The sequence below is a fragment of the Hydrocoleum sp. CS-953 genome (genome assembly GCF_002260545.1).
Lineage (GTDB): Bacteria > Cyanobacteriota > Cyanobacteriia > Cyanobacteriales > Microcoleaceae > Trichodesmium.
On sequence record NZ_LGSU01000053.1, the window covers coordinates 1 to 1,682 of the forward strand.

General features: G+C 34.1%; 1 protein-coding gene. It reads right to left on the minus strand.

The features are described from left to right. Positions 1–1,537: helicase-related protein (locus tag AFK68_RS00280; RefSeq protein ID WP_256386453.1), on the minus strand; the 1,537-nt coding region annotated here is incomplete at its 3' end. Positions 1,538–1,682: the final 145 nt, after the last annotated feature.

Genomic DNA, 1,682 nt, shown 5'->3' on the forward strand with positions numbered 1-1,682 from the left:
CACCATCATTAGAAATTACTTCAGCTAAATTATTATCATCAATATTAATATTATCCTCTTGCTTATTCCGCCTCGCAATGACAGAATCTGAAAAAGATTGACTTAAAAAATGATAAGTTTCCTCAATATTAATCGCTGCAATATAATAAGCTAATAAAACAATCTCATTCGCGTGTAATTCATAACCAAACTTCCGTGATAAATCTTCCTTTTTAATTAACCCACTTTGCAACAACCTCACAATAAAAGTACCCGTACCAGTAAACGGATCTAAAATATGTACACCCTCATCAGTTAACCCCAAACCAAACTCTTTTTTCAAAGCAAAATCAGCACTTTTAATAATAAAATCAACCACTTCCACCGGAGTATAAACAATTCCCAATCTTTCTGCCAACCGAGGAAAAGCAGTACGGAAAAATTTATCATATAACTCAGTAATTACCTTCTGTTTACCCTCCGCATTATCAATACCACTAGCACGTTCCCTCACACTGTCATAAAACTTTTCTAAACCCCGAACTTCCTTCTCCAAAGATTCACCTTCCAACACATCCAACATTTTTTGCATTGTCTGAGAAACCGGATTAAACTTAGTAAACTCATACCCTTCAAACAAAGCATCAAAAACAGGTTTAGTAATTAAATGTTGAGACAACATTTCAATCGCTTCATCCTCAGTTACATTAGGATTAATATTTTGATGTAACCCTCCTAAAAAATCATCAAAAACCTGTTTTATAGATGAATTTCCATTCGCCCCTACTAATAAACCCTTAATTATAGAAATATGATTTTCAGCAATTTTCGCCACATCTTTTGCCCAATCTTCCCAATAACGACGATTACCACATTTAACAACAATCTTCGCATAAATAGCATCTCGCCATTCCTCCACAGGAAAATTTAAGTTTAACTCCAATTGTTTATACGAACCATCTACATTTTTACCCCCATAATTATCATTCTCCTTACCACCAACTCCCACAATACTAACTTGTTCAGGACGGCGTTTATTCAAATCAATTTTATTAACAGTATTATTAAACCTATCATCGTGTGCCCGTAAAGCCTGTAAAACTTGCCAAATTACCTTATATTTTTGATTATCCTTCAAAGCAATATCAGGAGAAATATCTGCCGGAATACCCACAGGCAAAATAATATAACCATACTTTTTTCCCTCAGCTTTCCGCATCACTCTCCCCACAGACTGAACCACATCCACCACAGAATTTCGAGGAGTAAGAAACATCACCGCATCCAACGCCGGAACATCAACTCCTTCAGATAAACACCGCGCATTAGACAAAATTCGACAGATATTTTCTTGAGTATTAGTGTCAGCTTTTAACCATTCTAATTTTCCATTTCTTTCCAAAGAATTGTGTTTACCATCAACATGATCTAATTCACATTGTAAAAACTCCTCATCATCAGGATTTAACTGTTGATATTGATTAATAATTTCAGCGAATAATTTGACAATTTTTTGTGAATCTTTAATACTACGAGAAAAAGCAACCGCCCGTTTCATCGGATAATTATCTTCTATTTCCTCCCCAGTTACATCCTTAAGTAAACGTTTTGATAAACCATTCCAACAGCCAACAATTATTTAATTAATAATTAATTATTAATTATTAATTAAATAATTGTGGTTTAAAGCCTCCCCTTTTAAG